This window comes from Pseudomonas sp. 22490 (assembly GCF_052044465.1).
Classification (GTDB): Bacteria; Pseudomonadota; Gammaproteobacteria; order Pseudomonadales; family Pseudomonadaceae; genus Pseudomonas; species Pseudomonas aeruginosa.
Window position 1 is genome coordinate 78897 of record NZ_JBQENS010000018.1, and the last position, 13635, is coordinate 92531.

A 13635-nucleotide genomic window follows, 5' to 3' on the forward strand; every position below is an offset into this window, starting at 1 on the left:
GCCGGCCCGCCCGGCGGGGGCCTGCTCCACCCTCGCCTGCGATAACAATAAATAGGGAAAGCCCATGCAACCTGTGCTCTTCAGAACCCTGTCCCTCGGCGTCGCCATTGCCGCCGCATCCTCCTCGGCCTTCGCCGCCACGCTCGACGGCGGCGCCGTCGCCGCGCCCGACGAGTACGGCGCCAAGGTCGCCGCGCAGATCCTCAAGGCCGGCGGCAACGCGGTGGACGCCGCGGTGGCCACCGCCTTCACCCTGGCGGTCACCTACCCCGAGGCCGGCAACATCGGCGGCGGCGGCTTCATGACCCTGTACATGGACGGCAAGCCGTACTTCCTCGACTACCGCGAGGTGGCGCCGAAGGCCGCGAGCAAGACCATGTACCTGGACGACAAGGGCGAGGTGATCGAGAACCTCAGCCTGGTCGGCGCCAAGGCCGCCGGCGTGCCGGGCACCGTGATGGGCCTCTGGGAAGCCCACAAGCGGTTCGGCAAGCTGCCCTGGAGCGAGCTGCTGACCCCGGCCATCGGCTACGCGCAAAAGGGCTTCAAGGTCGCCGACAAGCAGTTCCAGTACCGCCAGGACGCCGTCGCCCTGTTCAACGGCAAGACCAACTTCGGCGACTACTTCGGCCACATGAAGGCCGGCGAGGCGTTCCTCCAGCCGGACCTGGCGAAGACCCTGGAGCGTATCGCCGACAAGGGCCCGGACGAGTTCTACAAAGGCCATACCGCCGACCTGCTGGTGGCACAGATGCAGCAGGACAAGGGACTGATCACCCACCAGGACCTCGCCGACTACAAGGTCAGGTGGCGCGAACCGATGCGCGTCGACTGGCAGGGCAACACGCTCTATACCGCGCCGCTGCCAAGCTCCGGCGGGATCGCCCTGGCCCAGTTGCTGGGCATCAAGGAAAACCGTGCCGCCGACTTCAAGGGCGTCGAGCTGAACTCCGCGCGCTACATCCACCTGCTGGCGGAGATCGAGAAACGCGTGTTCGCCGACCGCGCCGACTACCTCGGCGACCCGGACTTCTCCAAGGTCCCGGTGGCGCGCCTGACCGATCCGGCATACCTGAAGCAGCGTGCCGCCGAGGTCAATCCGACGGCGATCTCGCCGACCGAGAAGGTCCGTCCCGGCCTGGAGCCGCACCAGACAACGCACTTCTCCATCGTCGACGCCGACGGCAACGCGGTGAGCAACACCTACACCCTCAACTGGGACTTCGGCAGCGGCGTGGTGGTCAAGGGCGCCGGCTTCCTGCTCAACGACGAGATGGACGACTTCAGCGCCAAACCGGGCGTGGCCAACGCCTTCGGCGTGGTCGGCAGCGACGCCAACGCCATCGAGCCGGGCAAGCGCATGCTCTCCTCGATGAGCCCGAGCATCGTCACCCGCGACGGCAAGGTCAGCCTGGTGGTCGGCACTCCCGGCGGCTCGCGGATCTTCACCTCGATCTTCCAGGTGCTGAACAACATCTACGACTTCCACCTGCCGCTGGAGAAGGCCGTGGCCGCGCAGCGCGTGCACCACCAGTTGCTGCCCAAGGACACGATCTACTACGACGCCTACGCGCCGCTCGCCGGCAAGGTCGCCGAGGAGCTGAAGGCGATGGGCTACACCCTGGAGGACCAGGGCTGGAACATGGGCGATATCCAGGCCATCCGCGTCGACGGCAAGGCCCTGGAGACCGCCTCCGATCCCCGTGGCCGCGGCGTCGGCCTGGTGGTGAAACCCTGACAGGACGGCGGGCGGCCGACGCCGCCCGCGCCTGATTGCGTGCAACGACGATAACCCTACCAACCTACCGACACGAGATATCGCCATGAAGCCATTGCTCCACGCGTTCGCCCCCGGTGTTATGGCCCTGATGCTCCTGCTGCCGCAGGCCGCCCAGGCCAAGGAAGTCGCACCGCAACAGAAACTGTCCAACGTGGTCATCCTGGCCACCGGCGGCACCATCGCCGGCGCCGGCGCCAGCGCCGCCAACAGCGCCACCTACACCGCCGCCAAGGTGCCGGTCGACCAGTTGCTGGCCAGCGTGCCGCAGCTCAAGGACATCGCCAACGTCCGCGGCGAACAGGTGTTCCAGATCGCCTCGGAAAGCTTCACCAACGAGAACCTGCTGGAACTGGGCAAGACCGTCGCCAAGCTGGCCGATAGCGACGACGTCGACGGCATCGTGATCACCCACGGTACCGACACCCTGGAAGAGACCGCCTACTTCCTGACCCTGGTCGAGCACACCGAGAAGCCTATCGTGGTGGTCGGCTCGATGCGCCCGGGCACCGCGATGTCCGCCGACGGCATGCTCAACCTGTACAACGCCGTGGCGGTGGCCGGCGACAAGTCGGCACGCGGCAAGGGCGTGCTGATCACCATGAACGACGAGATCCTCTCCGGCCGCGACGCGAGCAAGATGGTCAACATCAAGACCGAAGCGTTCAAGAGCCCGTGGGGCCCGCTGGGCATGGTGGTCGAGGGCAAGAGCTACTGGTTCCGCGCACCGGTGAAGCGGCACACGGTGAACTCCGAGTTCGACATCAAGCAGATCTCCGCGCTGGCTCCGGTGGAAATCGCCTACAGCTACGGCAACGTCAGCGACACCGCCTACAAGGCCCTGGCCCAGGCGGGCGCCAAGGCGATCATCCATGCCGGCACCGGCAACGGCTCGGTGCCCGCGCGCGTGGTGCCGACCCTGCAGGAACTGCGCAAGCAGGGCGTGCAGATCATCCGCTCCTCGCACGTCAATGCCGGCGGCTTCGTCCTGCGCAACGCCGAGCAGCCGGACGACAAGAACGACTGGATCGTCGCCCACGACCTGAACCCGCAGAAGGCGCGCATCCTGGCCGCGGTCGCGATGACCAAGACCCAGGACAGCAAGGAGCTGCAACGGATCTTCTGGGAATACTGAGTGAACCCTTCCGGCGCCGCCTGCCGGCCGTGCCGGAAAACCGCCCGCTCCGCCGCCCATCGTGGCGGCGGGCTGGCCTAGCCGCGACGACTGTGATGGAATCCCCCGACCCGCCCTGCAGCGTACCTCCGTCACTGACCGTGAAGCCCCGCCTCGTCCGCCAGTTGCTGCTCCCCATTCCCCTGCTCCTGCTGATGCTCGGCTTCGGCTACGGCGGCTACCGGATCAGCGAGAGCGCCGGCATCCGTGCCCTCGCCGAGAATGGCGAACGCCAGCTGGAGCTGCATGCACGGACGGTCGAGAGCGAGATCAGCAAGTACACCTACCTGCCCAGCCTGCTGGAGCTGGAGCGCAGCGTCAGTCACCTGCTCACCGACCCGACGCCATACCGGCGCAACCAGGTCAACGCCTACCTCGAAGGCCTCAACCGCCGCGCCGGCAGCCGCGCGGTGTACCTGCTGGACACCAACGGCCGGGTCCTGGCCACCAGCAACTGGAGCGACCCGGACAGCTACCTCGGCGAGGACCTGTCGTTCCGCGCCTACTGGCAGGACGCGATGAAGGGCAAGCCGGGCCGCTTCTACGGCATCGGCAGCACCCGCGGCGAGCCGGGCTACTACCTGGCCCACGGCCTGGTCCACGGCGGCCGGATCATCGGCGTGGCGGTGGTCAAGGTGAAGATGGACGCCCTCGAGGAACGCTGGGAGAAGGCGCGCCTGGAAGCCTTCGTCAGCGACGAGAACGGCATCATCATCCTCTCCAGCAACCCCGCCCTGCGCCTGAAGGCGGTGCGCTCCCTGAGCGCCGACGACAAGGAGCGCCTGGCGCGCAGCATGCAGTACTACTGGTGGGCGCTGAACGAGTGGCAACCGCTGCAGCGCGAGCCGCTGGCCGCCGGTGTGGAGAAGCTCAGCTTCCCCGCCGATGAGCAGCATCCGCGCGGCGAAGCGGTCACCTACCTGGCGCAGACCCGCGCGCTGAACGACACACCGTGGAACCTGACCCTGCTCAGCCCGCTGGAAGACCTGCGCCGCGACGCGGTGCGCAACGGCATGCTGGCCGCCATCGGTTTCGCCCTCCTGGCATTCCTGCTGATCGCCTGGAACGAGCGGCGCAAGGTACTCGCCACCCGCCTCGCCGCGCGCGAGGCGCTGCAACGGGCCAACGGCGAGCTGGAAGTGAAGATCGCCGAACGTACCGCCGACCTGCAGGCCAGCAACGCACGCCTGACCGCCGAGATCCACGAGCGCCAGCAGGCCGAGGACACCCTGCGCAAGGCCCAGGACGAACTGGTCCAGGCCGGCAAGCTGGCGGTGATCGGGCAGATGTCCACCAGCATCGCCCACGAACTCAACCAACCGCTGGCGGCGCTGCGTACGCTGTCCGGCAACACCGTGCGCTTCCTCCAGCGCGGCAAGCTGGAGACCGCCAGCACCAACCTCGCCACCATCAACGAACTGGTCGACCGCATGGGCCGCATCACCGCCAGCCTGCGTGCCTTCGCCCGGCGCAGCGACGACGCCGGCCAGGCCAGCCTGGCCAAGGCGGTGGACGCGGCGCTGCTGATCCTGCACGGGCGCCTGGAGCAGGACCCGCCGACCCTGCACCGGCATTTCGACGACGTGCGCCTGGGCATCGACCAGACCCGCCTGGAACAGATCCTGGTCAACCTGCTGGCCAACGCCCTCGACGCCATGAGCGGGCAGGCCGACCGCCAGCTCTGGCTGGAAGGCCGGCGCGAGGAGGAGCGCTACGTCCTGCGCGTGCGCGACAACGGCCCCGGTATCCCGCCGGCGGCGCGCGTCCACCTGTTCGAACCCTTCTTCACCACCAAGCCCGGCGAACATGGCCTGGGCCTCGGCCTGACCCTCTCGGCCAGCCTGGCCACCGCCGCCGGCGGCAGCCTCAGCGTGCAGCACCCCGAAAGCGGCGGAACCGCCTTCGAGCTGAGCCTGTCCCTGGTTCCCGATTCCCCGACTGCGAGTCCCGCCCGATGAACGAGCCGCTTTCCGTCCTGATCGTCGAAGACGATCCGCATGTCTTGCTCGGCTGCCAGCAGGCGCTGGAGCTGGAGGACATCCCCTGCATCGGCGTCGGCAGCGCCGAGGAGGCGCTGCAACGGGTCGACCGCGACTTCGCCGGCATCGTCGTCAGCGACATCCGCCTGCCCGGCATCGACGGCCTGACCCTGCTGGAGCGTCTCAAGGCCCTCGACCCGAGCCTGCCGGTGGTGCTGATCACCGGTCACGGCGACATCTCCATGGCGGTACAGGCGATGCACGCCGGCGCCTACGACTTCATGGAGAAGCCCTTCTCTCCGGAACGCCTGGTCGAGGTCGCCCGCCGCGCCCTGGAGCAGCGCGGGCTGGCCCGCGAGGTCAGCGCGCTGCGTCGCCAGTTGGCCGGCCGCCAGGACCTGGCGCAACGGATCATCGGCCGCTCGCCGGCGATCCAGGCGTTGCGCGAGCTGATCGCCAACGTCGGCGACACCTCGGCCAACGTGCTGATCCTCGGCGAGACCGGCACCGGCAAGGAGCTGGTGGCGCGTTGCCTCCACGACTATAGCCGGCGCCACCAGCATGCCTTCGTCGCGCTGAACTGCGGCGGCCTGCCGGAGAACCTGTTCGACAGCGAGATATTCGGCCACGAGGCGCACGCCTTCACCGGTGCCAACAAGCGGCGGATCGGCAAGATCGAGCATGCCAACGGCGGCACGCTGTTCCTCGACGAGATCGAGAGCATGCCGGTCAACCTGCAGATCAAGCTGCTGCGGGTGTTGCAGGAACACACCCTGGAACGCCTCGGCTCGAACCAGTCGATCCCGGTGGACTGCCGGGTGATCGCGGCGACCAAGGCAGACCTCGCCGCCATGGGCAAGAGCGGCCAGTTCCGCAGCGACCTCTACTACCGGCTCAACGTGGTGAGCCTGGAACTGCCGGCGCTGCGCGACCGCCGCGAGGACATCCTGCTGCTCTTCGAACACTTCCTCCAGCAGTCCTCGCTGCGCTTCGACCGCCCCGCGCCGGAACTCGACCGTGCCACCGTGGCCAGCCTGATGGCCCACGACTGGCCGGGCAACGTACGCGAACTGCGCAACGTCGCCGAACGCTTCGCCCTCGGCCTGCCGGTGTTCAACAAGGGCGGCCAGGCCGTACAGACCGGCGGCCCGCGCTTCGCCGAAGCGGTGGAGGCATTCGAGAAGGCCCTGCTCGGCGACGCCCTGGCTCGCCACCACGGCAACCTGACCCAGGCCAGCCAGGACCTGGGCATGGCCAAGACCACGCTGTTCGACAAGGTGAAGAAGTACGGCCTGCAATAGGCCGGGGGCCCTCTTCGCCCTGCCCGCCTGGCGCAGGGCGCGATGCTTCATCCGACATTTCTCACCCGCCTGCGATTCCGCTCGGCGGATAACGCCGGGGGCGTTATCCGCCCTACCCGCCTGACGCAGCGCGTCATAGGCCATTCCTCCTCCCTCGGTGCGCCCGCGCTATCCGGGCATTCATGAATTGAACTCAAGTGTCATTTTCCCCGGCAGCTGTTTTTCGCACGAATCGTTCCGCCAATAATGCGCCCACCTTCTTCCAGTACGCCGCGCCGCGGCCGGCCTCACGAGCGAGATCGCCATCATGCTGTTCAGCCCCTATACCCTTGGCCACCTGACCCTCCCCAATCGCATCGTCATGCCGCCGATGACCCGTTCCCGCGCCGCCAGTGGCGAAGTCGCCACCGCGCTGATGGCCGAGTACTACAGCCAGCGCGCCGGCGCCGGCCTGATTGTTTCCGAAGGCACCCAGATCAGCCGGCAGGGCCAGGGCTACGCCTGGACGCCGGGCATCCACAGCGCCGAGCAGGTCGCCGGCTGGCGCCAGGTCACCGACGCGGTGCACGCCGCCGGCGGGCGCATCTTCGCCCAGCTCTGGCACGTCGGCAGGGTCTCGCACACCTCGCTGCAACCGGGCAACGCCGCCCCGGTGTCCTCCTCGGCGCTGGTGGCCGAAGGCGTGAAGGTCTTCGTCGATCCCCAGGGCCGCGGAGCGCAGGCCGGCGGCGGCGAGATGGTCCAGCACTCGGCGCCGCGCGCACTGGCAGTGGAGGAAATCCGGGAGATCGTCGCCGACTATGCCCAGGCCGCACGCAACGCCCTCGACGCCGGCTTCGACGGGGTCGAACTGCACGGCGCCAACGGCTACCTGATCAACCAGTTCATCGACTCCCAGGCCAATGCGCGCAACGACCAATACGGCGGCTCGCTGGAGAACCGCCTGCGCTTCCTCCGCGAAGTCGCCGAGGCGGTCACCGCGGTGGTCGGCAGGGAGCGCATCGGCGTGCGCCTGGCGCCGCTGACCACCCTGCAGGGCGCGGTCGACGACACCCCGCAAGCCACCTACCTGGCCGCGGCGCGGCTACTGGACGAGATCGGCGTGGCCTACATCCACATCGCCGAGGCCGACTGGGAAGACGCCCCGGCCATGCCGGCGGCGTTCAAGGAAGCGTTGCGCATCGTCTACCGTGGCAGCCTGATCTACTCCGGCATGTACACCAAGGCGCGCGCCGAGGAAGCCCTGGCCAGGGGCTGGGCCGACCTGATCGGCTTCGGCCGGCCGTTCATCGCCAACCCCGACCTGCCCTACCGCCTGGAGCACGACCTGGCGCTGGCCGACGGTGACCGCTCGACCTACTTCGGTGGCGGCGCCGCCGGCTACACCGACTACCCGAGCCTACCGCAGGCGGCCGGTTGAAACCCCTAGCCGACCGGACCGCGAGCGCGCGGCCGGTTGGCGAAACATGCCGCCACAACCTCGCCTTTGGTCGACTAGAACCCACGGCTGGCGGGACCTAGACTCAATTCGCCAGATATTCATTATTAATAGGCCTGATTTCCTGGACAGGGGGGACCACCGATAGCATCGAGGAACATTTCGAGGAATCCGCCATGAGCAAGTCCCTGATCGTCTCCCTGGCCGCCAGCCTGGTCGTCCTGACCGGTTGCGCCAACCCGCCGCGCAGCGTCGAACGCCCCTACAGCGACGCCGAAATCAAGTCCTACGCCCTCGACAGCCTGGAACGCAGCGACCTCTCGCCGAAGCGCCTCGACCAGTACCGCAGCGTGCTCGGCACGCCGCACCGGCAGACCCTGTAGCGCCTTCAGACGGGGCGCCGCCAGACGCTCGCCAGCCAGGGCTGCTGCTCGCGCGGCAGGCCCGGCGGCCGGTAGTAGTGCTCCAGCTCGACGAAACCGGCTTCCTCCAGCAGGCGTTTCCAGGCCGGGTAATCGTGGTAGGCACCGTAGCGTTGGCCATTCCAGCCCTCGCGGTTGTCGCCGCGCGGGTTAGAGCTGAACAGCACGCCGCCCGGTCGCAGCGCTTCGAAGAGTTCGCCGAGCACCCGCGGCAAGGCGCTGCCGGGCACATGGAACAGGCTGGCGTTGGCGAAGATGCCGTCGAAGTGCCCAGCCGGCAGTCGCAGCGCCAGGAAATTCTGTTGCCATACCTCGCAACCGCTGTCGGCCCTGGCCATCTCGACGAAGCGCGGCGTGCCTTCGAGTCCCACCGGTTGGTGGCCGAGGCGGCGGAAGGTGGCCAGGTCGCGCCCGGGACCGCAGCCGAAATCGAGGATCCGGTACGGCGGCGGCCCGTCGATTTGGCGCAGCAGCGCCTCGACGTTCTGGCTCACGTCGTGGCCGCGGGTGCCCTCGCGGAAGCCTTCGGCGTTGCGCTGGTAGTCGGCCAGGGTGGTGGCGGTGATCGCGTCGAAATCCTCGGTGCTCATGTCTGCTCGCAGTGGCGGGGTTCCGCCCAGTCTAGCGCCGGCACGGGTTTCGCCTAAGGTTTTGTAATAGTTTCCCGCTGTGGCGAGGGCCCGCGACACAGTAGGATCGACTTCCCTTTGACTCTCAATGGCCATCATGACCACCCTTTCGGAGCCCCCCAGTCGTCCTTCCGGACAACCCTCCCCGCTTCGCCTTCGCCACCTGCGTCCGCCCCTCGACGCCGAATCCCTCGCCTCGTCCCCCTCCGTCACCGCCGGCTGCCGCAGCCGCGCCGTGCAGCGTCGCGCCAGCGCGACGGCCAGCCGGACCGGGAGGTAAGCGCACATGGAATGGATAGCTGACCCGACTGCCTGGCTCGGCCTGGCGACCCTGATCGTGCTGGAGATCGTCCTCGGCATCGACAACCTGGTGTTCATCGCGATCCTCGCCGACAAGCTGCCGCCGCACCTGCGCGACCGCGCCCGGGTCCTCGGCCTGTCGCTGGCGCTGCTGATGCGCCTGGGCCTGCTGGCGAGCATCTCGTGGATGGTGACCCTCACCGAGCCGCTGTTCGAGGTATTCGGCAAGAGCTTCTCCGGCCGCGACCTGATCATGCTGTTCGGTGGCGTGTTCCTGCTGTTCAAGGCCACCATGGAGCTGCACGAACGCCTCGAAGGCCATGTCGCCCAGCACGCCGGCAACAAGACCTACGCGCTGTTCTGGCCGATCGTCGCGCAGATCGTGGTGCTCGACGCGGTGTTCTCGCTCGACGCGGTGATCACCGCGGTGGGCATGGTCGAGCACCTGGAAGTGATGATGATCGCGGTGATCGTCTCCATCGGCCTGATGATCGTCGCCAGCAAGCCGCTGACCCGCTTCGTCAATCGTCACCCGACGGTGATCATGCTGTGCCTGGGCTTCCTGATGATGATCGGCTTCAGCCTGACCGCCGAGGGCCTGGGCTTCCATATCCCGAAAGGCTACCTGTACGCGGCCATCGGCTTCTCGATCCTCATCGAGGTGTTCAACCAGGTCGCCCGCAAGCGCCGCAAGAAGAGCCTGCAGGGCCACCGCCCGCTGCGCGCGCGTACCGCCCATGCGGTGCTGCGCCTGCTCGGCGGCCAGCGCCTGGAGGCCGACGAGGTCGGCGAGGAAGTCGCCGACCTGTTCGAGGAGGGCGACGACCAGGTGGTCTTCGACCGCCGCGAGCGGGTGATGATCAGCGGCGTGCTGCAATTGGCCGAGAAGCCCATCCGCAGCCTGATGACGGTACGCGCCGAGGTCGACTGCATCGACCTCGACAGCGGCCGCGAGGCGATCCGCGCGGCGCTGCTCGAATCGTCCTACTCGCGCCTGCCGCTGGTGCGCGACGGGCGCGTCGAGGAGCCGCTGGGCTACGTGCACAAGAAGGAACTGCTCAAGGAGCTGCTCGCCGGCGCCCAGCCGGACCTGGAAAGCCTGGCCCGCCAGCCGCTCAACCTGTTGCAGGACTGCTCGATCCTCAACGCCCTGGAGCAGATGCGCGAGGCCTCGACCCACGTGGCCTTCGTGGTCAACGAGTTCGGCGAGTTCATCGGCCTGCTGACCCTGACCGACATTCTCGAATCCATCGCCGGCGAGCTGCCCGACGCCAGTGAGATCGACGGTCCGGACGTGGTCGAGGAGAACGACGGCTATCTGGTCAGCGGTGCCATGAACCTCAGCCAGGTGCGTCGACGCGTGGGGTTCGACGCGCGCGCCACGGAGGACTACCAGACCCTCGCCGGGCTAGTGATGAGCCTGCTCGACCGCCTGCCGGTGATCGGCGACCGCCTGCAGTGGCAGGACTGGGAACTGCGGGTGGTGGAAGTGGAAGAACGCCGGGTGACCCGGGTCCTGCTGCGCAGGGGCTGAGCGAAGCGGCGGCCGCCGATCCGGCCGCCGTCCTCCCCGGCGCAGCGGCAGACCGCTACAGGCGGCGCTGCCAGGCCTGCGCCTGCTCGTCCTTCACCACCTCGACGAAAGCTTCCGGCAACAGGGTGCGGAACGGGCCTTCGTCAGCCTCGGCCAGCTCGACCATCCGCGCGATCATTTCCTCCGGATCGTACTGCTCGAAGGGAAAGCGCACGCCGCTGTGGTCGGTGAAGTGGCGCTGCGGGTCGTACCAGCGTTTCCAGGTTTCCATCATGCGATCGTTGAAGCCGGTCTGGTACGGGCCGGGATTGATGGTGCCAACCTGGATGCCGAACGGCTTCAGTTCGGCATGCAGGGCCTCGGCGAAGGCCTCCAGGGCATGCTTGGAGGCGCAGTAGGGGCCGGTATAGGGTCCGGTGATCAAGCCGGCGATGGACGACACGAAGAGCACCTTGCCGCCACGCTTCTGCTCGACCATGCGCCGGACGAAACCCTGGGTCAGTTCCAGGTTGGCGAACACGTTGGTCTCGAACAGCGCGCGCACCAGTTCCAGCGGGATCTCCGCGCTGGCCCCGGCCTCGGCGCTGCCGGCGTTGTTCAGCAGCACGTCGATATCCCATTCCCAGGCGCGTTCGCGATCGGCGGCGACGGTGATGTCGAGGGTTTCCACCCGCAGCGGGACGCCACGCCGCCCGGCCTCTTCGCGCAGGTCGGCGGCCTGCCCGGCGCCGCGCACGCCGGCGATCGTCCGATGGCCGCGGGCGGCCAGGCGCAACGCCACTTCCCGACCGAAGCCGCTGCCGGCCCCGGTCACCAGGATTCGCTTCTGTTTCATCTCGATTACCTCTGGATTGTTGCCATGGCCACGGCGGCCTCGGCGATGGATTGGTCCTGGGCCGCGCTGGCGCCGGAGACGCCGACGCCACCCAGGCAGGAAACGCCGGCATCGCCCAGCGGCATGCCGCCGGCGAAGCAGGCCAGCCCGCCGTTGCTCTGCTCGATGCTCCACAACGGCTGGCCCGGCCCGGCGAGTCGGCCCAGCTCGCCGCTGGGCAGGCGGAACAGCGCGGCGCTGCGCGCCTTGCGCTGGGCCAGGTCGATGGCGCCGGGAACGCTGTCGTCCATCCGTACGAACGCCAGCAGGTTGGCGTGGGCGTCAACCACCGCGACGCAGACCGCCAGGCGCTGCCGCTGCGCTTCGGCAATGGCCGCCGCGATGCAGCGTTGGGCATGTTGCAGAGACAGGTGGGTAGACATGGCGGGCGTCCTCATCGAGTGCTTGCGGGCCAGTCTAGAAAGGTCGAAGCTTTAACAGAACCGGCCTTCTCCTACGTAGACTTTCAAGTTTTTCTAACAATGAATCGACGCGATCCCCTCGCCGGCCTGCATGTCTTCAGGCAGGTCGCCGACACCGGCAGCTTCACCCGCGCCGCCGGCCTGCTCGGGGTGACGCCGGCAGCGGTGAGCCAGGCGATCAACCAACTGGAAGCCGAGCTGCGTCTCAAGCTGTTCCACCGCACCACCCGCGGGGTCAGCCTGAGCGAGGCCGGGCAGCGCTACCACGAACAGACCGAACAGCCCTACCGCGACCTGGTGCGCGCCCGCGAAGCGCTCGGCGAAAGCCTCGCGGAACCCTCCGGGCAGCTGCGCATCAGCGCCCTGCACCTGGCGAAGAACCTGGTGATCGCACCGATGCTCAACGAGTTCGTGCGACGCTACCCGAAGGTACAACTGGAGATCCGCTACGAGGACCAGTTGGTGGATATCGTCAGGGAACGACTGGATGCCGGCATCCGCCTGGCCGACGCCCTGCAGCCGGGCATGGTCGGGGTGCAACTGACAGCGCCGCTGGCGTGCCTGCTGGTGGCCACTCCGACCTACCTCGCCGAGTACGGTACGCCGGCCAGCGTCGCCGACCTCGATGGGCATGCCGCCGTGCGCTTCCGTTTCCCGCGCAGCGGCCGCCTGCACAAGTGGCGCTTGCGGGAAGACGGGCGGGAACTGGAAGTGGACCTGCCGGCACGCTTCGTCAGCACCGACACCGAGACGATCATCGAGGCGGCCCGCGCCGGCGCAGGGATCGCCCAGGCATTCATCCGCGAGCGAGTCGCCGCGGACCTCGCTGCCGGGCGCCTGGTGGAAGTGCTGCCTGGCAGTTGCCTGCCGCTGCCGCCGATGTGGCTGTATTACCTGAACCGCCGCCACGTACCGGCCAAGCTGCGCGCCTTCATCGAACTGCTACGCGAGTGGCGGCAGCCGGCCTGAACCTCAGCGGCCCTTGCCGGCCGGCCCCGGCCGGCTCAGCAGGAGGTCGTCCGGTCCGTCGATCTCGATGAAGCGACCGCTTTCCAGCGCCTCCTCCAGCGGCGTGCCGGCGAGCACGTCGGCCTTGCGCAGGGCGCTGGAGAAACGCAGGTCGGCGCTGGCTTCGACCTTCGCCAACGGCACCTGGTAGGTCTTGAACGCACCGTAGCGGAAGCCTTCGCTGGGCATCATCCCTTCCTGCCCCAGCAGGTAGGCGGACACTCCCAGTTCGCCGCTGTCGGCGTCGATCATCGCCACCACCTTCCAGAACTCCAGCGGCACCTGCACGCCCTGGTAGAGCGGATCGTCGTCGCGGAACACCGGGCCGGTGAACACCGAGATGCGGAAGCCCTCGCTCCTGGCGTTCTGCAGCACGTAGTCCTCCAGCGACAGCCAGCTGCGCTGGTTGAGCTGCGCCACCTGGGGCACCGCGTTGGTGTAGACGAAGGTGTCGTCCTCAGCCTGCCGGGCGACGGCATCGCTGTCGCCCCAGCCGGGATCCTCGCGACGCACCATGTGGCCCTTGTCGAACGAAGCCGGGCCGTAGAAGTCCTTGTGTCCGACCTGCGCGGCCGCCTCGATGCGCGGGTCGAAGCCCCAGGAATCCTTGCGCTTGAGCGAACGCTTGAGCGCGCCGTCGATATTCACCGCGGTGAGGATCGGCAAGCGCCGCCTGGCGCTCATCACCACCGAGAAATGCAGGTAGTCCAGGCGCATGCCCTTGCCCACCGGCAGCACCTGGTGGCTCTTGCCCGGCTTGGGCAAGGCCGCCTTCGG

The 13635-nt window shown here is 68.2% G+C and carries 12 protein-coding genes; 8 read left to right on the forward strand and 4 right to left on the reverse strand.

The window, feature by feature from the left end; translation table 11 throughout:
* Window positions 1-64: 64 nt before the first annotated feature.
* From ggt to ACTJJX_RS20160, 6 genes are all read left to right on the forward strand, one after another.
* Entirely contained in the window at window positions 65-1738 is a 1674-nt protein-coding gene (ggt, locus tag ACTJJX_RS20135) for a gamma-glutamyltransferase (protein ID WP_003086881.1), read from the forward strand.
* Window positions 1739-1823: 85 nt separating this feature from the next.
* Window positions 1824-2912, forward strand: a complete 1089-nt coding sequence (locus ACTJJX_RS20140) for an asparaginase (RefSeq protein ID WP_003104093.1) — start codon at window positions 1824-1826, stop codon at window positions 2910-2912.
* 95 nt (window positions 2913-3007) lie between these two features.
* Window positions 3008-4909 (forward strand): sensor histidine kinase, encoded by a 1902-nt coding sequence (locus ACTJJX_RS20145; protein WP_003115580.1) that lies wholly within the window; start codon window positions 3008-3010, stop codon window positions 4907-4909.
* A complete protein-coding gene (locus ACTJJX_RS20150; protein WP_003086877.1) occupies window positions 4906-6231 on the forward strand; it encodes a sigma-54-dependent transcriptional regulator in 1326 nt (441 codons plus the stop codon). The genes ACTJJX_RS20145 and ACTJJX_RS20150 overlap by 4 nt, the downstream gene beginning before the upstream one ends.
* A 307-nt stretch (window positions 6232-6538) precedes the next feature.
* Window positions 6539-7651 (forward strand): alkene reductase, encoded by a 1113-nt coding sequence (locus tag ACTJJX_RS20155; RefSeq protein ID WP_014603102.1) that lies wholly within the window; start codon window positions 6539-6541, stop codon window positions 7649-7651.
* Between the two features lie 194 nt (window positions 7652-7845).
* Window positions 7846-8052, forward strand: a complete 207-nt coding sequence (locus tag ACTJJX_RS20160) for a hypothetical protein (RefSeq protein WP_003082754.1) — start codon at window positions 7846-7848, stop codon at window positions 8050-8052.
* A 5-nt stretch (window positions 8053-8057) separates the two neighbouring features.
* On the opposite strand, the gene ACTJJX_RS20165 is transcribed toward ACTJJX_RS20160, so the two are convergent.
* Complete coding sequence (locus ACTJJX_RS20165; RefSeq protein WP_015648442.1) at window positions 8058-8681, reverse strand: class I SAM-dependent DNA methyltransferase; 624 nt, start codon at window positions 8679-8681, stop codon at window positions 8058-8060.
* 325 nt (window positions 8682-9006) lie between these two features.
* Between ACTJJX_RS20165 and ACTJJX_RS20170 the strand changes: the two genes are divergently transcribed.
* Entirely contained in the window at window positions 9007-10554 is a 1548-nt protein-coding gene (locus ACTJJX_RS20170) for a TerC family protein (RefSeq protein WP_003082751.1), read from the forward strand.
* 55 nt (window positions 10555-10609) lie between these two features.
* Here ACTJJX_RS20170 and ACTJJX_RS20175 read toward each other — a convergent pair whose 3' ends face one another.
* Together ACTJJX_RS20175 and ACTJJX_RS20180 are read right to left on the reverse strand one after the other, a co-directional pair.
* Window positions 10610-11389 carry an SDR family oxidoreductase gene (locus tag ACTJJX_RS20175; RefSeq protein WP_003109252.1) on the reverse strand — a complete coding sequence of 260 codons (780 nt, stop codon included), beginning with the start codon at window positions 11387-11389 and terminating at the stop codon, window positions 10610-10612.
* Window positions 11390-11394: 5 nt separating this feature from the next.
* Complete coding sequence (locus ACTJJX_RS20180; protein WP_004348825.1) at window positions 11395-11826, reverse strand: GlcG/HbpS family heme-binding protein; 432 nt, start codon at window positions 11824-11826, stop codon at window positions 11395-11397.
* An 84-nt stretch (window positions 11827-11910) separates the two neighbouring features.
* Between ACTJJX_RS20180 and ACTJJX_RS20185 the strand changes: the two genes are divergently transcribed.
* Entirely contained in the window at window positions 11911-12819 is a 909-nt protein-coding gene (locus ACTJJX_RS20185) for a LysR family transcriptional regulator (RefSeq protein WP_016851812.1), read from the forward strand.
* A 3-nt stretch (window positions 12820-12822) separates the two neighbouring features.
* Here ACTJJX_RS20185 and ACTJJX_RS20190 read toward each other — a convergent pair whose 3' ends face one another.
* Window positions 12823-13623, reverse strand: a complete 801-nt coding sequence (locus ACTJJX_RS20190; RefSeq protein WP_316249854.1) for a DNA/RNA non-specific endonuclease — start codon at window positions 13621-13623, stop codon at window positions 12823-12825.
* Window positions 13624-13635: the final 12 nt, after the last annotated feature.